General features: G+C 57.6%; 25 protein-coding genes and 2 pseudogenes. 15 read left to right on the top strand and 12 right to left on the bottom strand.

Annotated features, from left to right (window positions below):
- Positions 1-173: 173 nt before the first annotated feature.
- Positions 174-1,085 carry a hypothetical protein gene (locus ACODTZ_RS29335; protein WP_209236560.1) on the bottom strand — a complete coding sequence of 304 codons (912 nt, stop codon included), beginning with the start codon at positions 1,083-1,085 and terminating at the stop codon, positions 174-176.
- Positions 1,086-1,385: 300 nt separating this feature from the next.
- Here ACODTZ_RS29335 and ACODTZ_RS29330 point away from each other — a divergent pair, with 300 nt between their 5' ends.
- On the top strand, positions 1,386-3,638 hold the full coding sequence (locus ACODTZ_RS29330) for a GAF domain-containing protein (protein ID WP_489030011.1): 2,253 nt from the start codon (positions 1,386-1,388) through the stop codon (positions 3,636-3,638).
- Here the strand turns inward: ACODTZ_RS29330 and ACODTZ_RS29325 are convergent.
- Both ACODTZ_RS29325 and xth read right to left on the bottom strand, forming a co-directional pair.
- Complete coding sequence (locus ACODTZ_RS29325) at positions 3,616-4,002, bottom strand: GXWXG domain-containing protein (protein WP_489030009.1); 387 nt, start codon at positions 4,000-4,002, stop codon at positions 3,616-3,618. The genes ACODTZ_RS29330 and ACODTZ_RS29325 overlap by 23 nt on opposite strands.
- Entirely contained in the window at positions 3,992-4,792 is an 801-nt protein-coding gene (gene xth, locus ACODTZ_RS29320; RefSeq protein WP_209236562.1) for an exodeoxyribonuclease III, read from the bottom strand. Before xth ends, ACODTZ_RS29325 begins: the two co-directional genes overlap by 11 nt.
- A gap of 449 nt (positions 4,793-5,241) precedes the next feature.
- Between xth and paoA the strand changes: the two genes are divergently transcribed.
- The 10 genes from paoA to ACODTZ_RS29270 all read left to right on the top strand — a co-directional run bounded on the left by paoA (position 5,242) and on the right by ACODTZ_RS29270 (position 13,028).
- Positions 5,242-5,880 (top strand): aldehyde dehydrogenase iron-sulfur subunit PaoA, encoded by a 639-nt coding sequence (gene paoA, locus ACODTZ_RS29315; protein WP_489030006.1) that lies wholly within the window; start codon positions 5,242-5,244, stop codon positions 5,878-5,880.
- The gene (locus ACODTZ_RS29310) at positions 5,877-6,827 is read left to right on the top strand and encodes an FAD binding domain-containing protein (protein WP_209236564.1); all 951 of its coding nucleotides are present in this window, start codon (positions 5,877-5,879) and stop codon (positions 6,825-6,827) included. Before paoA ends, ACODTZ_RS29310 begins: the two co-directional genes overlap by 4 nt.
- Before the next feature lie 2 nt (positions 6,828-6,829).
- Positions 6,830-8,545 carry a molybdopterin cofactor-binding domain-containing protein gene (locus ACODTZ_RS29305; RefSeq protein ID WP_489030004.1) on the top strand — a complete coding sequence of 572 codons (1,716 nt, stop codon included), beginning with the start codon at positions 6,830-6,832 and terminating at the stop codon, positions 8,543-8,545.
- Complete coding sequence (locus tag ACODTZ_RS29300; protein ID WP_489030002.1) at positions 8,452-9,027, top strand: molybdopterin cofactor-binding domain-containing protein; 576 nt, start codon at positions 8,452-8,454, stop codon at positions 9,025-9,027. Before ACODTZ_RS29305 ends, ACODTZ_RS29300 begins: the two co-directional genes overlap by 94 nt.
- A 54-nt stretch (positions 9,028-9,081) precedes the next feature.
- The gene (locus ACODTZ_RS29295) at positions 9,082-9,945 is read left to right on the top strand and encodes an XdhC family protein (RefSeq protein WP_489030000.1); all 864 of its coding nucleotides are present in this window, start codon (positions 9,082-9,084) and stop codon (positions 9,943-9,945) included.
- The gene (locus ACODTZ_RS29290; protein ID WP_280637083.1) at positions 9,942-10,202 is read left to right on the top strand and encodes an NTP transferase domain-containing protein; all 261 of its coding nucleotides are present in this window, start codon (positions 9,942-9,944) and stop codon (positions 10,200-10,202) included. Before ACODTZ_RS29295 ends, ACODTZ_RS29290 begins: the two co-directional genes overlap by 4 nt.
- Before the next feature lie 356 nt (positions 10,203-10,558).
- Complete coding sequence (locus ACODTZ_RS29285; RefSeq protein WP_209236567.1) at positions 10,559-10,792, top strand: DUF2171 domain-containing protein; 234 nt, start codon at positions 10,559-10,561, stop codon at positions 10,790-10,792.
- Positions 10,793-10,976: 184 nt separating this feature from the next.
- On the top strand, positions 10,977-11,153 hold the full coding sequence (locus ACODTZ_RS29280; RefSeq protein WP_489030025.1) for a hypothetical protein: 177 nt from the start codon (positions 10,977-10,979) through the stop codon (positions 11,151-11,153).
- Positions 11,154-11,543: 390 nt separating this feature from the next.
- Positions 11,544-12,107, top strand: coding sequence for an acyloxyacyl hydrolase (locus ACODTZ_RS29275; protein ID WP_209236568.1), 564 nt, complete (start codon positions 11,544-11,546; stop codon positions 12,105-12,107).
- Between the two features lie 738 nt (positions 12,108-12,845).
- On the top strand, positions 12,846-13,028 hold the full coding sequence (locus ACODTZ_RS29270) for a hypothetical protein (protein ID WP_209236569.1): 183 nt from the start codon (positions 12,846-12,848) through the stop codon (positions 13,026-13,028).
- 47 nt (positions 13,029-13,075) lie between these two features.
- Here ACODTZ_RS29270 and ACODTZ_RS29265 read toward each other — a convergent pair whose 3' ends face one another.
- The 7 genes and pseudogenes from ACODTZ_RS29265 to ACODTZ_RS29235 all read right to left on the bottom strand — a co-directional run bounded on the left by ACODTZ_RS29265 (position 13,076) and on the right by ACODTZ_RS29235 (position 15,420).
- Positions 13,076-13,318, bottom strand: a complete 243-nt coding sequence (locus tag ACODTZ_RS29265) for a hypothetical protein (protein WP_209236570.1) — start codon at positions 13,316-13,318, stop codon at positions 13,076-13,078.
- A gap of 5 nt (positions 13,319-13,323) precedes the next feature.
- The gene (locus tag ACODTZ_RS29260; RefSeq protein WP_209236571.1) at positions 13,324-13,485 is read right to left on the bottom strand and encodes a hypothetical protein; all 162 of its coding nucleotides are present in this window, start codon (positions 13,483-13,485) and stop codon (positions 13,324-13,326) included.
- Between the two features lie 4 nt (positions 13,486-13,489).
- Entirely contained in the window at positions 13,490-13,720 is a 231-nt protein-coding gene (locus ACODTZ_RS29255; RefSeq protein WP_209236572.1) for a hypothetical protein, read from the bottom strand.
- 334 nt (positions 13,721-14,054) lie between these two features.
- Positions 14,055-14,657 (bottom strand): general stress protein, encoded by a 603-nt coding sequence (locus tag ACODTZ_RS29250; RefSeq protein WP_047513684.1) that lies wholly within the window; start codon positions 14,655-14,657, stop codon positions 14,055-14,057.
- A 21-nt stretch (positions 14,658-14,678) separates the two neighbouring features.
- Positions 14,679-14,990: a hypothetical protein gene (locus ACODTZ_RS29245; RefSeq protein WP_047513860.1), complete on the bottom strand. Its 312-nt coding sequence runs from the start codon at positions 14,988-14,990 to the stop codon at positions 14,679-14,681.
- A 102-nt stretch (positions 14,991-15,092) separates the two neighbouring features.
- Positions 15,093-15,245 (bottom strand): annotated as a pseudogene (locus ACODTZ_RS29240) (DUF3597 family protein); the annotation flags it as partial.
- A 16-nt stretch (positions 15,246-15,261) separates the two neighbouring features.
- A complete protein-coding gene (locus ACODTZ_RS29235) occupies positions 15,262-15,420 on the bottom strand; it encodes a hypothetical protein (protein ID WP_156144898.1) in 159 nt (52 codons plus the stop codon).
- Between the two features lie 123 nt (positions 15,421-15,543).
- Between ACODTZ_RS29235 and ACODTZ_RS29230 the strand changes: the two genes are divergently transcribed.
- Entirely contained in the window at positions 15,544-15,987 is a 444-nt protein-coding gene (locus ACODTZ_RS29230; RefSeq protein WP_489030023.1) for an AprI/Inh family metalloprotease inhibitor, read from the top strand.
- A complete protein-coding gene (locus ACODTZ_RS29225) occupies positions 15,893-16,180 on the top strand; it encodes an AprI/Inh family metalloprotease inhibitor (protein WP_348531812.1) in 288 nt (95 codons plus the stop codon). Before ACODTZ_RS29230 ends, ACODTZ_RS29225 begins: the two co-directional genes overlap by 95 nt.
- A 617-nt stretch (positions 16,181-16,797) precedes the next feature.
- On the opposite strand, the pseudogene ACODTZ_RS29220 reads toward ACODTZ_RS29225, so the two are convergent.
- Positions 16,798-17,396, bottom strand: a pseudogene (locus ACODTZ_RS29220) (nucleotidyl transferase AbiEii/AbiGii toxin family protein); the annotation flags it as partial.
- Positions 17,386-17,883 carry a type IV toxin-antitoxin system AbiEi family antitoxin domain-containing protein gene (locus ACODTZ_RS29215; RefSeq protein WP_348531813.1) on the bottom strand — a complete coding sequence of 166 codons (498 nt, stop codon included), beginning with the start codon at positions 17,881-17,883 and terminating at the stop codon, positions 17,386-17,388. The pseudogene ACODTZ_RS29220 and the gene ACODTZ_RS29215, both read right to left, overlap by 11 nt.
- 518 nt (positions 17,884-18,401) lie before the next feature.
- On the opposite strand from ACODTZ_RS29215, the gene ACODTZ_RS29210 reads away from it, so the two are divergent.
- Positions 18,402-19,445 (top strand): FecR domain-containing protein, encoded by a 1,044-nt coding sequence (locus tag ACODTZ_RS29210; RefSeq protein ID WP_209236575.1) that lies wholly within the window; start codon positions 18,402-18,404, stop codon positions 19,443-19,445.
- Positions 19,442-22,210, top strand: a complete 2,769-nt coding sequence (locus ACODTZ_RS29205) for an EAL domain-containing protein (RefSeq protein ID WP_489029995.1) — start codon at positions 19,442-19,444, stop codon at positions 22,208-22,210. The genes ACODTZ_RS29210 and ACODTZ_RS29205 overlap by 4 nt, the downstream gene beginning before the upstream one ends.
- Positions 22,211-23,350 lie beyond the last annotated feature (1,140 nt).

The raw sequence follows: 23,350 nt of genomic DNA, 5'->3' as shown, positions 1-23,350 counted from the left end.
GAACAGGATCACCGTTGGCACCATTCGGCCTCGCAGGCTGACGGTGCCCGTCTTTAAACAGATACTGTTTTAAGCGGCGTTGGAAAGCTTGCAACAGTAGGACGCATGGTTCAGTAAACTGGTAAACTGTCCCATCGACGGAGAACCACCAATGGGACAATTCTCGTTCTCGGTTACACCAGCGGTCCACGGCTCGTGAGGAGGATATCCTCCTCCTCGTCGCGCTGGCGACCGCCAAGAGCAGCGGCAGCGCTGGAAATGAAAGCACCGATCAGAAGCGAGATTGATCCGATGAGCGCCGTTGTGGCAGCAGCCTTCCGAGCCTTATCCGCGGCAGTCTGAGCGGCGACCTTGGCGTCTTCGATCTGCTTCAAAACGGTGTCGACACGCGTACGCGCATCCGTATCCGACAATCCCGTGCGTGCTGCGACGATACTCGCGATGTAGCTTTTGTCGCCTTCCGGTACTTCGCCGTTCACTGCATCGTTAAGAAGGATTCGTGACACCTCGACCGAGGCCGCGCCGTTATCCCTTGAAGCATTCGCGCTGACGCGCTCGGGTCGTAAAAGGGCGTCGGTGAAGTAGGAGGTCGAGAGATCTGGCGATGTCGAGGCCGAAGACGTCGTGGCAGCCGCTCCTGCAGCGCCGGCCGCGGTTGCTGCTGCGCCGACGGTACTCGCCCCGGCGCCAGCAAGCGACGTCAGCGAGGATGCCAGGAATCCGACGACGAACACGGTTGCTACGGCCCAACTGATGAAACCGTGGGCCGTATCACGGAAGAACACTTCCCCCGTATGGACTGCCGCCCACTTGGTCCGAAGCCGTCCAGTCAGATAGCCGCCGAGAGCCGATGAAAGCCATTGGATCACGACGAGCCATACTGCGGCTGTAACGCCGACCGTTGCAGCCGAATTGCTCTCACCCGACCAAGGCGAGACCATCGTCAAGCCAACGCCTGACCCAAGAAGCAAAAGAATGAGCGTGACGCCGACGGCTGCGAAAGCACCGCCAAGAATTGGGCCCCATGACATGGCGGACTTGGACGATTCGACGGGAAGCGCTCCGGGTGTTTCCGAAAGAGACATCATTTCCTCCTAGCGCACGAAGAGAGCGAGCAGGATGATGATTGGCAGTGGAACGCCAAGAAGCCAAAGTAGAATGCCGCGACCCATGATGAAATCTCCGATTGAAATTAGTAATTTGCGATCGTGTAACGTCGGTGTCGATCAAGAGTTCCGCAGCACGCGTTCTACGTTTCAAAGGGCCGGCAACTTGACCTCATTCCCCTGCGCGATATTCTCGAGATAGGTAAAAGAGCTCTTCCCCCGAGCCACATCCTACGGCGGTAGCGAAATATGTTCACTTCCCGGAACCAATCAGGATAGGTGGCGTTGTGGGTCGCTGGCCTCCCGTTTTATCTGTTCCGGGGTATCCGCATCGGATATGCTTTTAGGACGGCTCTCGAGGGGACTACGATTTTGAACCTAGACATAGTGAACCTGCAATCGAACGATAATGTTGGGTTCGACGAAGCAGGCACGTTCGAGCAGCTTCAGAACCGCGAAATCTGGATGTCCGGCCAGAGACGAGCCTTCGCGTCCGCACTGAACGATGCTCCACTCAGCGAAACCCTCGGTATTTTAGTCCAAACAGCGACGGCTGCCCTGGGCGAAGGTGCACGGGCGGCATTCTTCCTTACCGGTCCCGACGGCGCGACTTTGCACCACATCGTCGGCATGCCGGACGACTACGCCTTGGTGGTCGACGGCTTGGCGGTTGGGCCTGAATCCCTAGCCTGCGGCCTGGCAGCGCATATCGGGAAAGCCGTTCTGACAGCGGATGTGTATCTCGACCCGCTGTGGAAGCCATGGATCTGGCTTGCCGACAAGTATGAATATCGCGCGTGCTGGAGCTATCCCATCAACACGTCGGCGGGCCACTTCGTCGGCACGTTCTCGCTCTACTGGCCCGAGCCTCGCGACGCCGTGTCCTGCGACATCGAACGGGCGGCCCTGATCACGCAGACGGCCGGTATCATTATCTCCCGCTTCAACGAAGCCGCAGAGCGTCGGCGAGCCGAGCAGGCCCTGCTCGAGACGCAAAAGCAGCTTCAGGCCGAGCTCGCCGACAGTGAGTTGCTCCGCGAGATCAGCCTCGAGCTTGCAGGCGAAGACGGCGAGGAAGGCCTATACCAGAAAGTCGTTGAAGCTGCCGCTAAGATCATGAAGTCCGACGTCTGCACGGTACAGCTTCTGCACCCGGAACGCGGCGCCGCTGGGGAACTACAGATGCTCGCCTCAACGGGGCTGGATGCGCATGGCATCGAATACTGGAAATGGGTGCGCGGCGATTCAGGCTGCACCTGCGGCGAAGTCCTTCGCACGGGGAAGCGGGCCATCGCCGATGACGTCGAGACCTGTTCGTTCATGGCCGGCACACCCGATCGCGACGTCCTCCTCGGCGGCGGCATCCGCGCCGGACAGACGACGCCACTGATCACCCGCGACGGCAAGCTCGTCGGCATGATCTCGACGCACTGGGGCCAGCCTCATCGTCCGACGGAGCGTGAACTGCGCATGCTCGACATCATCGCCCGCCCGACCGCAGACCTCATCGAGCGGCGCCGAGCCTCGGAGACTCAACGGCTCCTGCTCAACGAATTGAACCATCGCGTTAAGAACACGCTCGCCGTGGTACAGGCAATGGCGACGCGAACTCTGGCACGCTCGCCAGATCCGAAGGTGTTCGCCAAGTCCTTCGGTGGCCGCGTCCAGTCGCTCGCCCGGATTCACGATCTGCTCAGTGCCAAAAGCTGGCAAGGCGCCGATCTAAAGGATCTCATCCACGGACAGATTTCTGCTGGTGCTGCCGACGAGACGCGGCTTTCCGCAACCGGGCCCGCCGTGCGTCTTAATCCACAAATGGCCCTCCACCTTGCCCTCGTCTTCCACGAACTCGGCACCAACGCGACGAAGTATGGTGCACTGTCTGTTGCTCAAGGCCGGGTCTCCATCGATTGGAGGATCGATGACTTCCTGCGCATCCGCTGGACCGAGCGAGGTGGACCTCGCGTCGGACCGGCCGCTTCCCAAGGGTTCGGCACCACCCTCATTTCCCAGAGCGTCCGTGGGCAGGGCGGTGAGGCCAACATGACCGCGTTGCCCGAAGGCATTATCTGGGACATCAAGCTGCCGTTCGCCGCACATTCGTCGGCACAGAAACCAAGTACAGCGGCGTCGGAGCAAAAAGTGACGTCCACGACCGATGACCACGATCTTAAAGGCCGCCGCGTTCTCGTGGTCGAAGACGAGCCAATGATCGGAATGGATATTGTCGCCTCACTTGAGGATGCCGGTGCGGAGGTCGAGGGACCGGTCGCAACAGTCGAGGAGGCCTGCAAGGTCATCCGGGAACGACACTTTGATGCCGCCCTCGTCGATGCCAACCTTCACGGTCGCCCGGTCGGCGACGTTGCCTCTGCACTCGTTGCACAGGCCGTGCCGTTTGCCTTCGCCACCGGGTACGATAAGGACGGGCTGCCGGAGGCGTTTCGCGACCGCCCGATCCTCAGAAAGCCCGCGGCCCCGGAGAAGGTCGTCGATATGGTCGGGCAACTTATCGCCGCGGCGGCCGGATAGCGCTATCACGGGAAGTTCGGGCGGCTCTAGCCCTTTCGAAGACGCCCTCGATGAGAAATGGCCCTTCTTGCGATGGATGTACGACCGAACTCGGCGAAATGCATGACATTCCTGATAGGGAGAAATGACGGCTGTATGGGGCCAGACGGCTTGGCTGCCGTTGGAAAAGGAGAGCGTCGGCTGTCAAGTTGGCATGAAAATGCTTCCCGAACCAGTTAAGATTTTCCAACAAGCCGTCGAGCGGATGGCCAGATGGAATTCCCTCACCGCGCCAAGGCCCGACGATATCGGTTATTAAGACCGAAGGTAGTGTTTGAAACCACACGACCGTCGAAATCTGCTTGCGATCCTGATTATCTCCCATCGTTGTCGCCATTATTCGGCACGTCGATCTCGATTATCACCGGCGCATGGTCGCTTGTACCCACCCAGCCTCGCGGCTTGCGGCGGACGGTCGCCAACTTCAGAGAGGGCGATATGGCTGGACTGAGTAGGAAGTGATCAATACGTAGGCCAGCGTCTCGCTCGAACGAGTTTCTCCAGTATTTCCAAAACGTGTAGATCCGCTCGTTAGGGTGTAACGTTCTAATCGCATCCGTCCAGCCCTTCGCGAGAAGCTTCGCATAGGCTTTGCGGACCTCTGGCCTGAAGAGCGCGTCGTCGCGCCATCGCTCTGGTTTATAGACGTCCAGGTCCGTGGGCATAACATTGAAATCGCCGACGAGTAGTGCAGGAACATCGAGGTCGAGCAATTCTCCGGCGTAGTTCTGCAATCGTCGGAACCAGCGAAGTTTATAATCATACTTAGGGCCGGGGGCTGGATTGCCGTTCGGTAGATATAGGCAGCCAAAGAGAATGCCATCAACTGCGGCTTCAATGTAGCGACTGTGGCTGTCATCTGGATCGCCCGGAAGACCTTTGCGTGTAAGGTGAGGTTTTTGACCTCTTGCAAGGATGGCGACGCCGTTCCAACTCTTCTGGCCATGCCAGACCGCACCGTACCCGGCGCTTTCCAACTGCTGACGAGGAAACTTATCGTCCGTAGTCTTGAGCTCTTGAAGGCAGACAACGTCCGGTTTGTCCTCTTTCAGCCATCGAAGGAGGACGTTCAGGCGGCCGTTAATGCCGTTCACGTTGTAGGTAGCAATCCTCATTGCTAGAGATCCGGCTTTAGGACTGCCTTGCACGCTCTGCTTTTGACGGAGATTGTCAAGTCGCTGTCTTTGGACAACTCCGCAGGGACTGCAGCGGGCGATCTTGGTGGGTTAGGCACTGGTCCCAACGACCAGGATACTTCGCAGTGATCAGGCTCGGTGGCGGTAGCGAGCGAAAGCTTTGCAGCGTCACAAATGATTGCCCACTCAAGTTCGAGTGCAAACCGACCGACGTATCCGCCTGCCCTATGATGGCATGCGACTATGCTTGCAGTTCATAAACAAGAGGGAGTTAGGAGGACACCTGCGACCCGCACTTATGAACTAAAGCGATAACTACATTCGAACAACAGCCTCTAATCCGCGTTATCCGGGATCCTATCTACCTTTAACGGATCAGAGGCCCTCAAGCTTTCGCTCCGCAATCGCGCCACCGGAAGGAGCGAATAATGTCCAACTTCAACCAACTGGAACTTTCTCGACGGGAGCTCCTTATATCGTCAGCCGCCACGGTTGTGGTCACGGGGACCGCGACAGGGAGCGTGGCCGCCCAATTATCTGGAGACGATATGAGATTTTCGACGCATGTGGCGTTCACCGTTAATGGCGACCGCCGGGAGCTGGAGGTCGACAACAGGACAACGCTTCTCGACGCTCTACGTGAGAACCTGCATCTGACGGGCACCAAGAAAGGCTGCGACCACGGCCAGTGCGGTGCATGCACGGTGATGGTCGACGGCCAGCGGATTAACTCATGCCTCACGCTCGCCATTATGCACGAAGACTGCGAGATAACGACGATCGAAGGACTGGGGCAGCCTGGCAACCTCCATCCAATGCAAGCGGCCTTCGTGAAGCATGACGGCTTCCAATGCGGGTACTGCACCCCCGGACAGATCTGTTCCTCCGTGGCGGTACTCCAGGAGATTAAGGCGAACATTCCGAGCCATGTCACCGGCGGCCTGATAGAACCTGCGAAACTCACTGCTGCCGAAGTGCGCGAACGCATGAGCGGGAATATCTGTCGGTGCGGAGCCTACTCGAACATCCTGGAAGCCATTTCAGAAGTGGGAGGGATCGAAGCATGAGAGCCTTCACCTACGAACGCGCGACGACCATCGAAGCAGCAGCACAGGCTGTGGCCTCGAACCCGCAAGCGAAGTTCATCGCAGGCGGCACGAATCTTCTCGATTTGATGAAGCTTGAGATAGAGCGGCCAGCTCATCTGATCGATGTCAACGGTCTCGGCCTGGATACAATCGAGCCGACAAGCGATGGAGGCCTGAAGATCGGCGCACTGGTCCGCAATACTTCGTTGGCCGCCAATGAAACGGTGCGCCGGCACTATGGGCTGTTGTCGCGAGCGCTGGTGGCCGGCGCGTCCGGCCAGCTTCGCAACAAGGCGACAACGGCGGGCAACCTGCTTCAGCGCACGCGGTGCCCTTACTTCTACGACCGCAACCAGCCTTGCAACAAGCGCCAGCCCGGTAGCGGCTGTTCGGCGATCGGCGGCGTCACGCGACAGCTCGGCGTCGTAGGGGTTAGTGACGCCTGCATCGCGACTCACCCGAGCGACATGGCGGTCGCCATGCGTGTCCTCGACGCGGTGGTGGAGACGGTCAAGGCCGACGGTTCCAAGCGTTCGATCCCTATGGCGGACTTCCACCGACTCCCAGGAGAAACCCCTCATATCGAGACCGCCCTCGACCGAGGCGAATTCATCACCGCAGTCGTGTTGCCGCCGCCGGTCGGTGGCAAGCAAATCTATAAGAAGGTGAGGGACCGCGCGTCCTATGCGTTCGCTCTAGTATCCGTCGGGGCGATTATCCAGCCGGATGGCAAGGGCCGGGTCGCGGTTGGCGGCGTTGCGCACAAGCCTTGGCGGATCAATCACGCGGACGCCGAACTTCAGAATGGTGCAACGGCCGCGGCATCTGTCCTTATGGCGGACGCTCGGCCGACGGAGCAGAACCGGTTCAAGGTCGACCTCGTTGAGCGCACGCTCGGCGCCGTAATGGCACAGGCAAGGGGTTAATTATGCAGTTCGATAAGCCAGCGACTACAAACCCCATCGACCAGCTCAAGGTTGTCGGAAAGCCGATCCACCGTATCGACGGCGAGCTAAAAACCACCGGCCGGGCGATGTACGCCTATGAATGGCACGAAAAGAACACGCCGTACGTTTACGGTTATCCCGTAGGTTCAGCCATCGCCAAGGGCCACGTGAAATCGATCGACGTCGCCGCAGCCAAGAAATCGCCCGGCGTTCTTGCCGTGGTGACTACGCTCGATGTCGGCGATCGCGAAAAGGGCAAGTTCAACACCGCGAAGCTGTTCGGCGGTTCCGAGATCCAGCACTACCACCAAGCCGTCGCCGTGGTCGTTGCCGAGACCTTCGAACAGGCCCGAGCCGCCGCCGGGCTGGTTAAGGTGGACTACGAGGCTGAGGACGGCACCTACGATCTCCGGGCCGCCATGCCGTCGGCGAAGAAGCCTGATGAATCGACCAAGCCTGAAACCGCGGTTGGCGACTTCGAGCGTACATTCAAGTCGGCAGAGGTTACGCTGAACCAGACCTACACCACGCCCGATCAATCGCATTCGATGATGGAGCCGCACGCCTCCATCGCCGTGTGGGACGGTGACGAAGTGACCGTCTGGACGTCGAGCCAGATGATCGACTGGTGGCGCACCGATCTGGCAACGACACTTGGGGTCGACAAAGAGAAGGTGCATCTGATGTCGCCCTTCATTGGCGGGGGCTTCGGCGGCAAGCTCTTCCTGCGGGCCGACGCCGTACTCGCCGCTTTCGGTTCGAAGGCAGCCGGCCGTCCAGTCAAAGTCGCTCTGCCGCGTCCGCTTATGCCAAACAACACCACCCATCGCCCGGCTACCATCCAGCGAATCCGCATCGGTGCGGGACGGGACGGAAAAATCACGGCGATTGGCCATGAGAGCTGGTCAGGCGACCTTGAAGGGGGCGGACCAGAGACGGCGGTCAACCAGACCCGGCTTCTGTATGCTGGGGCAAACCGGATGACGGCGATGCACCTCGCGACGCTCGATCTCCCGGAAGGCAATGCCATGCGCGCGCCAGGAGAGGCTCCCGGCCTCATGGCGCTGGAAATCGCCATCGATGAGATCGCCGAAAAGGTCGGCATGGACCCGATCCAGTTCCGTATCATTAACGACACGCAGGTCGACCCCGAAAACCCGGAACGTCCGTTCTCTATGCGCAACCTGATAGGCTGTCTCGAGCTCGGAGCGAAAAAGTTTGGCTGGAGCGAGCGACCAAAGGCGGCATCGCATAGAGACGGCGACTGGTTGATCGGCATGGGAGTGGCGGCGGCCTTTCGCGACAACCTCGTGGTGCCCTCCGGCGCGCGGGTAAAGCTTGGCAACGATGGTGTTGTCACTGTCGAGACAGACATGACTGACATCGGCACCGGAAGCTACACAATCATCGCGCAGACGGCCGCCGAGATGATGGCGTCGGTATCGACAAGGTGGCCGTACAGCTCGGCGACTCCCGTTTCCCAGTGTCAGCAGGTTCCGGCGGGCAGTTCGGCGCAAACTCGTCGACCTCGGGCGTCTATGCAGCCTGCGTCAAGCTTCGTGAAGCGATTGCGGCGAAGTTGGGCTTCAACTCGGAAAATGCGGTGTTCGAAAACGGGGAGGTTCGCTCCGGCGACCGGTCAGTGCCACTTGCCGACGCGGCAGGCGATGAAGGCCTTGTCGGGGAAGATACCATGAAGTGGGGCGACCTAACCAAGACACATCAGCAGTCGACTTTCGGCGCCCATTTCGTGGAAGTCGGCGTCGACGCTTTCACGGGAGAGACGCGCGTCCGTCGGATGCTCGCCGTTTGTGCGGCTGGCCGCATCCTTAATCCGATCACCGCTCGCAGCCAGGTGATCGGGGCGATGACAATGGGAGCAGGCGGCGCGCTTTCCGAGGAGTTGGCCGTGGATACGCGTCGAGGTTTCTTCGTCAATCATGATCTGGCCGGCTACGAGGTACCGGTTCACGCAGACATTCCCCATCAGGAAGTGATCTTCATGGATGAAGTCGATCCGATGTCTTCGCCAATGAAGGCGAAAGGTGTCGGCGAACTCGGCCTCTGCGGCGTTTCCGCAGCCATTGCGAATGCGATCTACAATGCGACCGGCATCCGCGTCAGGCACTACCCGATCACGCTCGACAAGCTGATCGGCGAACTGCCGGAGGTGGCCTAGGAGGTCGCGAAGGACCAGATTGCGAATGTCATTCAGGTCCCCGTTCGCACGACTTTGACGGACGATCCGGTTGAGATCCTGACGTTCGCCGCCGACGCCGTCGATAAGGGTGGCGCGGCACTCGCGACCCTCGTCGAAATCAGAGGCGGTGCCGCCCGCGCCCTTGGATCGCACGTGGCGATCTCAAGGGATGGCCGCTACTGCGGCTACGTGTCCGGCGGATGTATCGAAGCGGCTGTCGCTTCGGAGGCTGTGGCCGCCATTGCCGAAGGACGCGACCGCTTGGTCAGCTATGGCGACGGATCACCATTCTTCGACATCGTGCTGCCGTGCGGAGGTGGGATCACGGTCGCGATTCATGTACTACTTGATAATCGAGCGATACGAACGACCATAGAGAGTCTCCGTCAGCGGCGGCCCGCTGCCCTTCGCTACTCGCCGACGCTGAGCCGCCTTACAGTAGAGAACGCTTTTACAAGGTCGGCATGGCACGGTGACGAATTCGTCAGCGTCTACCAGCCATGCACAAGGCTTCTGATCTCTGGGCGAAACCTGGAGGCGCAGGCGGTCGCGGCTGTTGCGCGCGCCTCCGGTTACGATGTGGTTTTGGATAGTCACGACACTAACATCTCTATCGATGACGCGACGGCAGTTGTGATCCTCCATCATGACCTCGATGCCGAGGAGAATGTGCTGGAACGTGCGCTCAGCTCGGCTGCATTCTATGTCGGCGCGCTCGGCAGTACCCGCACGCACCGCCGCCGCGAAGAGCGCCTGCGACAGCATGGCTGGGCAAGGTCCGACGTCGACCGAATAAAGGCGCCTATCGGCTTCTTCGGACTGACAAGAGACGCTAGCTCGCTCGCCCTTTCGGTGCTAGCGGACGTCGCCGCCGCACGGCTTGCCGCGCGCCCATGACTTCAAAAGGATTCGATCTCGGGATTTCCATTTTTGTCGTGGTTCTAGCTGCGGGGCGCTCGAGTCGGATGGTCGAAGGTCGGGGTCACAAGCTCCTGGCATTATTCAGTGGTCAATCGTTAGTTCGAAGGTCGGTGAGCGCATGCCGGCGTCTTCCGCGCGTTGATATCGAGATGAGCCGCGTATCACGTCGGACGTGGCCGCCCAAGAATCGGTCGTTGGGAAAAACCAATGCAAAGCGCATAGTGCCGCGCTAAGACACCGGCCAGCAATTGCTTCTCGCAAATGCCGATCCAAGCTCATGCATTATCCCGATTCCAGTGAGCAAAGCTCGAAGCGCAGTTTTTTCCAAAACTCCTGCATTGTACTCCAGCGTACGCAGGAGCTCGTTGACGGAACACGGAAGGGCTCACGGACATTGCCCTCTTGGGACCACGGGCGTGTCAACTGGACGCGACAGGGATGGTGAACATGGCGATTTTTCCACTTTCTTGCCATGGCCAACGAAATGGCAGTCGAGCGCCCAACCTGTCCGCAGTGGTCCCGGCCTTCCGGGAACCAAGCCACGAGGTCGACGTTGTCACCATGCAATCAAAACAAGGGAGAAAACACCATGATTTCCGCAGACCAGGTTCACGAGCATATGGAAGTTATCGGCGCCGACGGTGCGCATGTGGGTACCGTAGACCACATGGACGGCACGTCGCGCATCAAGCTGACGAAGTCGGACTCAGATGATGGTCAGCACCACCTCATTCCTCTGGATTGGGTCGACCACGTCGATGAGCACGTCCACCTGACCAAAAATGCCGAAGATGTCCGCAGTCAGTGGTCTTCGGTCAACTGACTGTTCGAGGAGCCGCTTTCGAGCGGCTCCCTATTTATTTTCTCCCGGCGCCCTTCATTGGAAATTCACCAGCCGCCATGCCGAGAGTCGCTATCTTCGGGTCTGGATCCAGTGGAATTTATTAGCTCGCCGGTTCGATCTCCAGGCACCCTCTGTCTATTAGTGTCTTCTAGGAACTGGCTTCCTGTTCCGTGATGCCAAATTGCCGCCTGACTACAAAATTGCAGAGCCGCAGATACTAGCCATCGGCGCGAAGTACGGGCGAAGGGATCACCTGATTTTCGAGATAGCTAAACACCTCGTTTCCATAGGCCGGTGTGCGGCGCCAACGCAGAGCTCGGCCCGACGAGTGCTTAAATAAAAACGTCATCCGACATGGAACCTCGGCACACGTTCGGCGTTTTATGTCCACTCTGGATCAGCGCCATTGCCCCGCCATAGTGCGGGGCTTCTTTTTGTCAGCCGAGAGATATTGCCGCCCCTGGACGGGCTTGTACCCCGAAGCTGCGTAGCCTTCGCCAATTGAAGTATTTCAAGTTGGACAGAAGCTTGGCTGCCGATGCTGTGGCACCAGACTTCTGCCACACGGCACACGGCGAGCACCTTTCACGGTTGGCCGTCGCTATTGAAAATGTTGCCGAATGGCAGCACCTCCGACAATCTCTCTTCGATACAGTGTCGGCGCTTTACCAAAGCAATATGGATGCTATCAATTCTCTTGGCGATTCGCGCCGGGTTAGGGGTATACTATATGACGGCATCGATCGGTCGCGCGGTATTGCTGGCTGCAAGCGTGACAAACATGTTTTTCGTGTCTCTAACTGCCCACGCGGATGAAAAGATCTTCGACGAATTGCGCTTTGGCGCTTCCGCATCCGTACAGGGCGGCCACAGCCATGAAGATGGCGTCTTCCCTGAGGTCACGGTGTTCTTCGACCCGTTCGGCCAGGATGCGGCAGCCGACTGGAAGCAGACGCTTGCTCGCCCGCGCATTAACCTCGGAACGTCCATAGGCACCGCCGGTGAAGCGACGCAAATCTTCGGAGGTCTGTCGTGGACTGTCAATTTCTACGAAAAGGTGTTTGCCGAAGCCGGTTTCGGTGGCGTCTGGCATAATGGCAACCTCGACTATGCGAAGGACGGTCCAGAGCTCGGCTGTCGCTTTATGTTTCATGAGTATGTCGGTGCGGGTTATCGCTTCGACGCGCACTGGAATGTCTTGGCGCAGGTTGCTCACTCCTCGCACGCCAATCTGTGCGACGGCCCCAATAGCGGCATGACACGAGCCGGTATTCAGGTTGGCTACAGGTTCTAAACTGAACGCCTGTCTGAAGTCCAGGACCGCGAGCTCAACGACTCGATGACGTGCCTTTGGCGTCACGGCATCGGATAGCTAGCGTCGGGTAGCCAACGGAAGCTCTTCGGGTCGTTGCGGCTGATGTGGGCGAAGTCGACGCCTTTAGGGCTCCTTTCAACGAACTTAGAAAACCAACTGGTTGCTTCCGCATCATACGGGCTGTCGGTTAAACTCAGACAACCACTTATGCTTCGTTGCCGCCTTCTCCAGCGCCGGAACTATGACATTACCGGCTTGGAACAGGCTGACAAGCACTGCACCTGCTAGGACCCCGTCCGCCGACGTCGGCTCAACCTTATGCTTGCCGCACCAATCGCGAAGGACCGCTTCTATCACTTTCAGCTCTTCTGAGCCGAACGTCCTATTTAATTGAAATGTCATACTATTGTCCCCAAAAAGTGCGAGCTAATGCGAACACATAACTGGATGCGCCTAACCGAATTTCAAGCGCTGGTCAGAAATCAAAATTCAGTGTCTGCCCAGCATCACACCAAACGTTCAAAGCTTAGTTTTTCCGCCATGCTCATCTTCAAGCAAGAGCACGTACCCAAGTGCTTTCTGCCTAACCTTAAGCTAGATTCCGATCCCTGCTCGGATGAAACACGCTATCTTTTCGAGGGCTGCCGCGGAGTTGCGTACGCTAGCGTACTGTGACGTTGAGCGCGTTCATGCCTTCCTATTGTTGGAGGAATGCAAATGACTGAGAATGCAGTAATGCGGCGCGCGACTTCGAGCATGGCTCAAAAGATTGAAGCTCGCGAAAGGACTGACCAGGTGGCGCGTACCAACATTGAAGAAGAGCGCCGCCGTCGGGACGCCAAAACCGAAAGATTGCGGGATGCGCGAATGCAGGCTGAACAGCAAGCGAGACAGCTCTAGTCGGCTAGTTGGAACTTTACAAAGGGTAGGCGGTCGAATTTCAGTGTCTAATTGAAATCTCCGATCTTACAGACCTGGAAAACGATGATCGGATCGCCTTCCTCACCCACCGCCGGTTTGCCATCTCGCCTGACAACCAACGCTCCCGCGTGCGACTTCGATAGAGCTTTGGCCTCTTTGATAGCTTCGCCTTCGGTGGCATCGACGACGGTCTCCCATACCCGGACAGGAAGTCCGCGGCTGTCGAGATCGTAGGCAAAGATCGAAATCGACGTGAAAGAACCAAGCATGACATTCACTCAGATGGTGCCGGACGCTTCGGTTCGAGACCTTCGGCGACACCGTCCGCGTAGGGTTGGTCGGCACGTCTGTCATCCTCATCCGCCGCCGGGCGGGGAGGGAGCGCGTCGTCGGCCTGCAGTTCGTCGGTTTTCACATATCGTCTACACTGGTCCACTCGTTCACTCCCGGTTCGCTGTTTGTGGCGCAGAAATGCGGTCCTTCACGCCTGCACGGCCCGTGTTTGGATTGGCGTCAGTAACGCCTTCTCCGGCTTCACGGCTATTGCCCATGTTCACTGGCGGGGCGCGGCGATCGTCCACATTTTCCTTCGGGAGTTCATCGTCCTGCGTGTCCTTGTTGAGGGACTTGGGCGGTATTTTCGCCGAGACTGGGATATTTGGATTTGCCATGGTTAGATACCCCTTGTGAAAGGAGAACTCCAAGTCAGCGAGTCTGTTCCGCTCAGAAACAGTACATGGAAATGGCCGTGTCCATCGCTCGTATAAATCCATGCGTCGAACGCTGGGGGCTACTGCAGGTCGGTCTCTGAAGCTCTGTTTGAATGGCAACGATCCCGACGAAACTCGCTTGACTCTGGCCGAGTGGGTGATTGGCGGGATACTGATTGGTCCGAGTTCGGATACCTCACCAAATGGAGGCGCGCGGGACAGCTAGACATCGCGGTCAGCGGAAAGCTGAATGGGCGGCCATCTCAGCCGCCCTCCAATTCTAGCTCAGTGGAGGCTAGACGCGGCGATAACGCTGGCGCTCAGTCTCGATCTGCGCGGGCGTGTACGGTTCCGCCGCCTCGTCGAAGCGGGTCCAGCCTTGCTCGGTATAGCTGGCGCGACGTGCCGTGACGTCGACAGGACGAGAGCTGTTCAGGATCGCCTGCGCTTCCGGCACCTTGCCTTCGTCGATCTTCGCGGTGACGACCGAGCCGCCGCGTCGAATGCCTTCGGCGTAGAAGTTCGCTTCGTCCTCCGGCACGCCTTCCTTGATCATCGCGCCAACGATCCCGCCGACGGCACCGCCAGCTACCGCGCCAGCAACTGCACCTGCGGCCGTGGCCGCGAGCCAGCCGGCGGCGACGACCGGGCCGACGCCCGGAATGGCCATCATGCCGAGACCGGTCAGAAGTCCGCCTGCGCCGCCTGCGACTGCGCCAATGCCTGCGCCGGTGCCAGCACCTTCCTCGGCGTAGCTACCTTGGCCTTCCACCTCGACACCGTTGGCCTTGTTGGTGACGATGCTGATATCGTCGGACGGAACGCCGGCATTTTCCAGAGCCTTCACGGCTGCGCGGGCATCGTCGTAGCTATCATAGAGTCCTGTTATCGTACGCATGTACATTCTCCTCGCGCGTTCTTACTTGGCCATGGTCACGTTGCCCTGGAAATCCAGGGAGACGCCGGCATCCTTGCCGTCTTTCTTAGCGGTGGCGCGCCATACGCCTTGGTCGTCCATTTTCAGACCCATCACGTCCGTGTATCCAGCGCCCTCGATGCGCTCCTTCGCTTGGGCTTCAGTGAAGCTGTTCTTGCCTGCGACAGGAGCGCCCGGATTCTGTTCTGTGTTGACGGCCGGGGTTGTCTGCGACGTCGACGGGGTCTCGCTCTGGGCGAAGGCCGCAGTCGCCGACAGAATAAGGCCGACTGAGATGGCGGTGATCTTTTTCATTTGGGTGTCTCCTCTATTGCGAAGGGAGAACCTGCAAAAATATAATTTGTTCCGATACTTATTAAAAAGGCAGACGTTCATTTTCGCGCTGTCATGGGAGCATCTCGTATAGCCAAGACCCTGCGTCAGCTCTTTGCGCTTCCTAAGGCTCGCATCCATACCAAGCGCGTTCATCAGGTCGACGATCGAATGCCGCTCGTCCAACTTCTGGCCGGACTTCGTCACGGCGTTGTTGAGGATCGACTTGGCGTCCACATCGCCGGAGGCGGGCTTAGACACCGATGGCGCGCTGGTGCCTTAGCTTGGCGTTTCGCCGCCGGAAACCGGGGCCGGGGAGGCGGGCATTGGAAACGGCGCTGCGTAGCTGCTGGTCGAAGACATACGCGCCGGCGACGCTGGCGACGATGGGGCCCACAGGCGTCCCTTGCATGCCGGCTTCCGGCTTTGAAGTGGACTATTCATGGAAACGCAATAAGGTCGGTAACACTACGGGGAAGAGCATACGAGCAAAAAGTTCGTGAGATCGATCGCCGTGATTGCGATTGCGGTATGGATGGCATCACCAGCGTTCGCGGAGGACGTAAGTGAGGACATCGTCAATGCGACGGTGGGCAAGTGGCTAATCGCATCCGAGGACGGCTCGGTTGGATGCAATGTTACTCTCGAGAAGGATAAGACAATAGGAGGACGTGTCGTGAGCGAGGGCATTCTTTGCGGAACGCCATGGCACGATGAACTGGTGGCTTGGGAGCTCTCCGACGGTGGCATTGTGTTTCGGGATGCGACGCGTAAGGAGATCATCAACTTTCAAGAGCAGGAGGGCGGACCGTGGAAGACACCACTCGACGTCACCCCTGTTGTCTATTTTGTCCCTGAACCAGGAGAAATGGATCACGTGAACGATCGAGAGCTCCGTCGGAAAATGGGTCTTGACCGACAAGGCCGGCAAAGTCCTCTGCCACATCGATCTTCTCAACGAACCTTCACCGCGGCTTGAAGAGGCGAAGGCCATCCGGCTTTCGAAGGATTGCAGTGCGAACGTGAAGAAAACCAAAATCGACGCCTGGCAGATCGCCGAGATTCAATTGGTGTTAGTAGGTGGCGAGGACTGGGTATACACAATGACACCGGACAAGGTGGGCTTCGTGTCCGACGATGCGAAATTCCACTTGAAGCCGGAAGGGAAGTAGCTTCAGGGAGGAGAGCGTTCCGCCCGTTAGTTTTTCATCTGCATACCTGCGATGAATTCTTGGCACTGCTCGCACGCTTGAAGGTGCAGTGCCGCGCGCTAGTTTCGCCATTGTCATTGTTTCCGACGGTCTCCAGGGAGGTCAGGCTATCGTCGTCGAGGCATGGGAAAGGTCGGGCGCGAGAAATCGGCCCGACCTTTTGTCCTGAGAAGAGAGCAGGCGTTTCGCCGAAGGCCACACATCATGTCGGAAAATCTGAAGCCTTTTTTGATGACGTCACAGCAGGTGACTGCCGTCCTCATGAAGTTCGGAGAATTGCTCGAAGTTTTCGCCCAGCAACTGCCAGGGGACCGGCATAAGCTGGCCGAGCTGGTCAAAGACGCCGCAGTTTCAATCAGGGAGCTGGCTGCTGACGTAAGTAAAGGGGACCAGGACGTGGCCGCCGAAATCGTAAGATCGACAGCGCGACTAGTCGGGGCGATTCGCGGAGTGGTCCATGGCTCATCCGCCAGATCTACGGTCCACTAAGCCGCTCACTTCGAAGCTTGATCTTCATAGGCTTTTCTAACCACGCGGTGAATCCCGTTGAGCTAGCTGATCAACCCGTTTTGGCCTTACATCAATTCGTGCGGCGGGCGCCCGGAACTGGCAACATAGATCAGAAAAGTCCGGAACAGGGCGTCGGTCAGGCCCTCGTTTTCATAAAGCAGCTTTACATCGAATAGGTCTCGCGGATGTTGCCGGTCCACCGCCGCGTGCAGTTTTCCGCCGAACAGGTCCTTCGAACGAGACGACTTGCATTTCGGCAAACCCGAACTGATCCTCCACGGCCGCGCTCACACGTCGACGTTCAGGCGGATGGACCGTTCCTCTTGCGACGGGTGACGTTTCGATCTTGATTTCGGCATTTCCCTGGCCGACGAGAACGCGCGTGTCGTTGTTCCCGCCGCCGGCGATCCTTTGGACGCTCACTCCGCGTAGTTTACGGATCAAGCCCTCACGGATGTGCTCAAGTGTCGTGTCGATATTCTTCAGTGTCGTTTCACGGTCCTCTATTGGGAGATAGGTTAGATCGATATCGACGGAGAGCCGGGGCATGTCGCGATAAAAGAGGTTGATCCCAGTCCCGCCCTTCAGGGCGACGGCCTCTTGGCGGTCAATAACGGGCAGGATTCCCATGGAGGTTGACCTGGCGCATGTATTGTTCACGGGCCATTTCGGATCTCCGTTGGCATCAAGTTGGCCGGTACTGTAATCCGGTAGATAGGATGCAGCCGGCCGCCCGGCGTCAGCGCCCGATCACCCTTGCCTAGGTCGATGGAGGACATGTCAATGTATCGGCGCCAGGCATGATTATGCTTGTCGGCGAACACGAAGAAGAGGCGCTTCGTTTTGACACTTCGGCACAAGGAGAGGAGCGTGGTCAGCAGTCTCGGGCGCAGATTGGCAAGGCTCTCAAACGCCACGTCCACCTTATGGAAGCTTTCGTCCTTCGGGACTTCGTCGAGCATTTCGAGAATCGCGCGTTCGGGTGAGGACATCGGCATCGGCCAGCGCCATGGGCTCTGTGCCAGTTCCGGATCCTCGGCGCCGGAAAGGTCTAAGTCCGCATTCTCAACGCCAGTCGCGCCTTCGCCGAACAGGACGTTACTCCTTGTCTCAACGTCTGCCTCCGTTCGCAGCTTCGACAGCCACCGCGGGATATCGGATCCGTACCGAAGGCGAAGTTTGGTCCATCCGGAGAGGTTAGGCGGGACGCTGCCTGAAAGTTAGCCAAGTAGTTGTTCTGCCGCCGCTGAACCCTATTAAGTGGTGCTTTGACTTTCAGAACATTTCTCAGCCGGAGATCACATCAATTGCAATTGAGCTATGTATATGGATAATGTCTCCGCTGGCTGATCATCGCGCTTTGGACCTCGAACCTGGGGCGCGTCTTCATGGAAGAAGGATTAGCCAGCACCGCCGCATCACTGCCGCCTTCGTCGGCAGCGCAGAACTTAATTTGGCGCGAGGAACGATTTTTGTCTCCATAACTGGATGTTGCTCACGGTCCTGAATCTTCTCATCCTTTTCAGCTGCTTTATTTAACCGTGGCCACGCAAGTTATAATCGACGCCCAGCTTGTGTACGTTAGCGCACCAGACTTAAGTCCGGGGCTCACTTTACAATCATTCTTAACTGAAGCATGCGTTTATACCCCTATCAATTTAGGGGACAGTGCATGTCATTCGTTTTTAGGCTTCTTTTCCTGGTGCTTGTGTTTGCTTCCGGTGGCGCGCAAGCTGCCGACGACGACTGGCATGTCGCGAAAACGACAAATCAGGTCAAGTTTACCCTCGATCGAGCGAATTGGTCAGATGTCCATGTTGGGGATGTGATTCCAAACAAGGCATGGCTGTCGACCGGACCTCGAGGGCGGCTGCAGCTTACGCGAGGCGTCGAAACGATCTCGCTGCAACCCAGCACCCTCGCGTCCATCACAACGTCTGGCTTTTTCTCACGAAAGACCGAAATCCTTCAGCAGGTCGGTTCCGTTGACCTTGAGATTGAAAAGAGAAGTCAGCCCCACACGACTGTTCAGACGCCGTTTCTGGCTGCCGTAGTTAAGGGAACCAGCTTTCACGTGACGGTTGGCAAGACCAAGGCTTCCGTTTCAGTGGATCGGGGACTGGTTGAAGTTACCTCATTTGCAAGCGGGCAGCGCTCTGACATTGGGCCTCGCCAAAGTGCGACTGTCGATCGCAAGCAAGGAATGTCGGTGTCGGGGCAAGTAGAACCATCCATTGTCAGTGTGCCACGCTCGGCTGCGCGCATACCAGCGATCGGGCAAGTGAAGCTCAGCGAAGCGCCGACGACCGCTCACCGCGTTTCAGCAGGTGAAGCCGCGCCTGATAAGAAAAGCGACAATGTAGGTGGAAAAAGCAGCAGTAATGGAAAAGCTGGCAGTTCCAGCGGCAACGCCAGTGGAAATGGCAACAGCGGCCACAATGCTGGTGGAAACGGCAAAGGAAATAACGGAAACGGAAACGGCAACGGTGGTGCAAGTGGGAACGGTAACAGCGGCGGCGGCAACGGGAACGGCAACGGCGGTAGCGGCAATGGCAATGGCAATGGCAACGGTGGGAACGGCGGCAGTGGGAACGGTGGCGGCAACGGCAACAATGGCGGTGGAAATGGAAATAACGGGAACGGAAATGGTAATGGGGGTGCAAGCGGAAACGGAAACAGTGGAAATGGTAGCGGCGGCAGGGGCAACAACAAGTGATTGCCAAATCCAAGGCTCTCTGGAGGTCGCTAGGTAGTAGATCCGGATCTGTTGTTCTCCGACTTGCTCTGATTGCCACCCTGATAGCATTGCCGTTGGTCGCGCCCGGTATGTTTATGGTGCAGAATTGGAACGACAACTTCGTCGCGAAGCGATTTCAAATGGCTCCCCGCAGTGCCTCCGGGACGATCGCATTCATCGCCATCGATAAAAAGAGCTTGGACGCCATAGGTGTCTGGCCTTGGCCACGTGGCGTGTACGCCGATCTGATCGACTGTATTTCCGCAGCTGGCGCTGGTGACATTTTCATCGACGTTGACTTCAGCACACCTTCCCAGATGTCGGAGGACAATAAGCTTGCTGCAGCTTTGGACCGAGCTGGTGGAAGTGTGCTTCTCCCTGTTTTTCGCCAGCAAGTCACGGCTAAGGGTTCTGAAACCACTATCACCAAACCGATTAGCTTGCTGGCCGAGAAGTCATGGCCCGTGTTTGCAAATGTTGCATTGGATTCGGATGGCAATGTTCGTCGCTTCTCGCTTGGAGAGGAGTCTGCTGCTGTCTCTACTCAATCTGCTGCGGCTACTTTGGCGAAATCAGACAGGCATACCGGGTCGTCTTTGGTTGATTTTTCGATAGGTCCGGATACCGTACCGACATTCTCTTTGTCTGACGTGCTCAGTGGACATGTGGGTGCCGATGCGCTGAGAGGGCGGTCGATTGTTGTTGGAGCTTCGGCCACTGAACTGAAGGACATCTTTCCCGTCCCGATTTATGGCGTATTGGCTGGTCCAATGATCCATATTCTTGCAGCCGAAACCTTGTTGCAGAACAGGGACCTTCGCACTTTCAACCAAATGCCCCTTGAGTTGTTTTTTTCCGCGGTGCTGATTGTGGTCGCACTGACTTGGCGCTCGATCGGTATCGCAAGCTTGGCCATTCTTACGGGATCGTTGGGGTTGTTGATCGAAATCGGCGCGTTTCTTCTTCAAAAGGAGTTCGGTTTCATCATCGGAACGGCCGTACCCTGGCTGATCTTGTTGCTTTCCTTGCTGATGTTCCTCAATGAACGGCTCGACTTCGGACAAATGCTCATCGTCGTCGCAAACGTCGAGAGGAGAAATGCTCGCCGTTTGATGGAACGGATCATTCAAGACAGTTCCGACGCTGTCATCGCGTTTGACACTCGTCTCAAAATTATCGAAGCCAGCCAATCTGCCAGGCAGCTATTCAATACAAAGGTCGGTAACGATCTTTTCGACCATACCGATCCTGCGGTTGTCGAAGCAGTGCAGGTGCTCATCGCAAGACATTGTGCCGACCCTTCGAAAATTCATTCGACGACTATGGAGTTTTCGACGCAGGTCGGTGCGAAAACGCTTCATCTTGAGGCAGTCACAACGATCTCGCCAAACGAGCGAACTGACGCTACCCAGAGTGATGCCGGCTTTGCTGGCTGCCTCATTTTACGAGACGTGACAGCTCGTCGACTATATCATGAGCGGCTGCGATACCTAGCGGAGCACGATGATCTCACTGGCCTCCTCAATCGTCGCGAGTTCGCAGCACGCCTTGATGTGTCCGAGGAGACCTACCAAATCGCGGTGCTTGACGTCGAGCGATTTTCTGGCGTTTGCGCGACCCTCGGTCGGGACACCGGCGACGACGTGTTGAGGGCTATAGCTACCCGCCTGCGTTCAGAGTTCGGCGAGGGCCCCATCGCCCGATTGGCGGGCGATGTTTTTGCAGTCGCTTTGAGTTCCATGGACCTTCAAGAAGCGGAAGGTGCCGCTTTGAGGCTTCTTGATCTGTTTAAGGATCCAATTGCCGTCGGGTTCACCTCAGTCCCGGTCGGTATTCGGGTTGGTGTTGCGCAAGCGGCTGATGACAGTGCTGAGAACCGCGTCAGGTACGCTGAGTCCGCGCTGGATTTGGTGCGCTCTGCGCCGGGTCGGCAATGGGCGCAATATGATCCCGCTTCGGCCGTTCGCCAAGCGCGAGCGCGGCGTCTGGAAGCTGACATGCGAGATGCGCTCGTACAGAGCCAATTCTTCCTTTTGTACCAGCCACAAATCGAACTCGCCAGTGGCCGGCTGATCGGCGCTGAGGCTCTTATCAGGTGGCAGCATCCGGAGTTTGGACTTATCTCGCCTGTCGAATTCATCCCGATCGCGGAGTCCACCGGGCTTATATGCGAAATGGGACGCTGGACACTGATCGAAGCATGCGCAGAGGCAGCCGATTGGCCGGGCGACATCTCGGTGGCAGTCAACGTGTCTCCTATTCAGTTCGCACAGTCCGACGTTGAGGAGATTGTTCAGGAAGCTATAGCCGCTTCCGGCTTGGCTGCGTCGCGTCTTTGCCTCGAGTTGACCGAGTCCACATTTTTAGAGCAAGGCGGACCAACTATCGAGAAGATGCGCAGGTTGAGAGGCGCAGGAATTTCCATAGCACTTGACGATTTCGGCACGGGCTACTCGTCAATGAGTTACCTGGCTTCGCTTCCTTTGGATAAATTGAAAATCGACCAGTCTTTCGTTCGGGTCATGAACGCCGATGGGGGAGTTCTGGAAATCGTCAAAGCTGTTGTTTCGCTGGCGCATGGGCTGAAGCTCGCCGTCGTCGCGGAGGGGATCGAAGGAAAGGCTGAGGTCGAAACCTTGCAACGGCTCGGATGCGAAACGGGGCAAGGCTATCTCTTTGGGAAGCCACAGCCGGCACGGGAGTTGTTCAAGCCTAAAGTTACGCATCTGGCTTTTGGGACGTAATCATTCAGGGCGCAGCAATCAGGATCGAGACGATGGGGTGTCCTTTGGATGATTCATTGAAAGTGATCCTTGCGCCATATTTTCAGCAATCTTCGATCGCGATCCAAGGACCGAATTTCGAGGTGCGCCAGGAGTTTATTGACCCAGTCACCCTCCAAGTTTCATGAATGGGCTATGAACTCGGTCAAGCACGGCGTGTTTGGTGCGCCAAAGGTCCGACGTCCCCTCAGACTGAAGTCGGAGGTGAGATTCTCAGTGGAACGGATACACCAAGCAAGCATTTACCTGCGGTCTAATAACCCGAGGTAAGGCCCAATGAAAAAAACCATTATTGCTATCGCACTAGCTTTCTCGTCCATTATTGCCGTCCCCGCGGCGTCCTACGCAGATACCGTCGTCATTCGTACTGATGATGGTCCTCGCCCGCATCGCGGCTGGGAACGAGGCGAGCACCGTGGCTGGGATAATGATCGGAGAGCACGAGTCGTGCGTGAAGATTATGGCCGCCACCCGTCTTGCTTCACGAAACGAGTTGTAACCTATCGGGACGGTGAGCGAGTTTCGCGGACAACCAAGGTTTGCCGCTAACTGAAACCAAGTTCGCTCAACGGAGCCGGATCGTAATCCACCTTCCGGCTCCTGTAGTTTCTGCTTCTAGGCGCGATCACCGACAGGCGGCAGTGATTTCCTATGTTACATGTCGTTCGAATAAATGGAGATATCCTCAGGCCGATAGCAATTTGTTTACCATGCAGCGGTAGCTTGGCCATGTCACGGGAAACACCCAGACAAGACAAGTGCGAGGGTTGCATTTGTAATGAGTAGTGGCACCTCGCCTCGTCTTTGTCGGGGATTGATGCGCAACCGCCATTTACAGAGGCTTTTCAGGAAGCATTATCGCTTTCGCGATGCTAATCGCTAAACCTGCATGCAATTCGAACAGAATTTTTGTCCCAAGGATGCGGCGGTCTACATCCGCCCACGCCACTGCTCCACCTGGGCGCCTCAGCAGGCTTATCGGCAGCCGGAACCGCTAGTGCTATCCTGTAAAACAATCCCTGGGCTCCACGTGCTGAGTTGGCGGCAGTCGAGCGGCTCTTTCGGTGTCTTGCCACCAATAGGTCTGTCACGAGGGACAGT

The sequence above is a fragment of the Rhizobium sp. FG113 genome (assembly GCF_057809895.1).
Note: the sequence above shows the minus strand (reverse complement) of the source record. Positions and strands in the feature narration are given on the sequence as shown.

Bases quoted from the DNA above. Each gene is read 5' to 3' on its own strand.
- ACODTZ_RS29335 (WP_209236560.1), bottom strand. From the start codon at position 1,085: ATGTCTCTTTCGGAAACACCCGGAGCGCTTCCCGTCGAATCGTCCAAG.
- ACODTZ_RS29325 (WP_489030009.1), bottom strand. From the start codon at position 4,002: ATGGGAGATAATCAGGATCGCAAGCAGATTTCGACGGTCGTGTGGTTT.
- xth (WP_209236562.1), bottom strand. From the start codon at position 4,792: ATGAGGATTGCTACCTACAACGTGAACGGCATTAACGGCCGCCTGAAC.
- paoA (WP_489030006.1), top strand. From the start codon at position 5,242: ATGTCCAACTTCAACCAACTGGAACTTTCTCGACGGGAGCTCCTTATA.
- ACODTZ_RS29310 (WP_209236564.1), top strand. From the start codon at position 5,877: ATGAGAGCCTTCACCTACGAACGCGCGACGACCATCGAAGCAGCAGCA.
- ACODTZ_RS29305 (WP_489030004.1), top strand. From the start codon at position 6,830: ATGCAGTTCGATAAGCCAGCGACTACAAACCCCATCGACCAGCTCAAG.
- ACODTZ_RS29290 (WP_280637083.1), top strand. From the start codon at position 9,942: ATGACTTCAAAAGGATTCGATCTCGGGATTTCCATTTTTGTCGTGGTT.
- ACODTZ_RS29285 (WP_209236567.1), top strand. From the start codon at position 10,559: ATGATTTCCGCAGACCAGGTTCACGAGCATATGGAAGTTATCGGCGCC.
- ACODTZ_RS29275 (WP_209236568.1), top strand. From the start codon at position 11,544: ATGACGGCATCGATCGGTCGCGCGGTATTGCTGGCTGCAAGCGTGACA.
- ACODTZ_RS29270 (WP_209236569.1), top strand. From the start codon at position 12,846: ATGACTGAGAATGCAGTAATGCGGCGCGCGACTTCGAGCATGGCTCAA.
- ACODTZ_RS29265 (WP_209236570.1), bottom strand. From the start codon at position 13,318: ATGCTTGGTTCTTTCACGTCGATTTCGATCTTTGCCTACGATCTCGAC.
- ACODTZ_RS29255 (WP_209236572.1), bottom strand. From the start codon at position 13,720: ATGGCAAATCCAAATATCCCAGTCTCGGCGAAAATACCGCCCAAGTCC.
- ACODTZ_RS29250 (WP_047513684.1), bottom strand. From the start codon at position 14,657: ATGCGTACGATAACAGGACTCTATGATAGCTACGACGATGCCCGCGCA.
- ACODTZ_RS29245 (WP_047513860.1), bottom strand. From the start codon at position 14,990: ATGAAAAAGATCACCGCCATCTCAGTCGGCCTTATTCTGTCGGCGACT.
- ACODTZ_RS29235 (WP_156144898.1), bottom strand. From the start codon at position 15,420: ATGCAAGGGACGCCTGTGGGCCCCATCGTCGCCAGCGTCGCCGGCGCG.
- ACODTZ_RS29230 (WP_489030023.1), top strand. From the start codon at position 15,544: ATGGCATCACCAGCGTTCGCGGAGGACGTAAGTGAGGACATCGTCAAT.
- ACODTZ_RS29210 (WP_209236575.1), top strand. From the start codon at position 18,402: ATGTCATTCGTTTTTAGGCTTCTTTTCCTGGTGCTTGTGTTTGCTTCC.